Source organism: Pseudomonas sp. Pse35, from assembly GCF_024519715.1.
Taxonomy (GTDB): Bacteria; Pseudomonadota; Gammaproteobacteria; order Pseudomonadales; family Pseudomonadaceae; genus Aquipseudomonas; species Aquipseudomonas paracarnis.
Genome location: NZ_JALJRP010000091.1, coordinates 1 through 315, shown reverse-complemented (window position 1 = coordinate 315; position 315 = coordinate 1). Strand labels below are relative to the sequence as shown.

1 protein-coding gene is annotated in these 315 nt (G+C 70.2%); it reads left to right on the top strand.

Annotated elements, in window-relative coordinates; all coding sequences use genetic code 11:
• Positions 1-315 (top strand): secretin N-terminal domain-containing protein (locus tag OC445_RS26960; protein WP_315986357.1); only part of this gene is annotated, 315 nt, incomplete at both ends.

Here is a 315-nt window from a genome sequence, read left to right as displayed (position 1 = left end):
CGGGCAGACCGGGACCAGCGCCGTCAGCGTGCTGGTCGATCCGCGCTCCAACGGCCTGATCCTGCGCGCCAGCAACCCGGCGCGGCTGGCCGCGGTGCGCTCCATGGTCGACAAGCTCGACCAGCCGAGCACGGACGGCGGCAATAACATCCGCGTCGTCTACCTGAAGAACGCCGATGCGGCCAAGCTCGCCGTCGTGCTGCGCGCGGCCTTCGGCGCTGCCGCCTCCGGCAGCAGCGGCAGCACTGGCAGCACATCCGGCAGCTTCAGCGGCACCGGCAACAACTCGCTCACTGGCAACAACCAGGGTCTGAC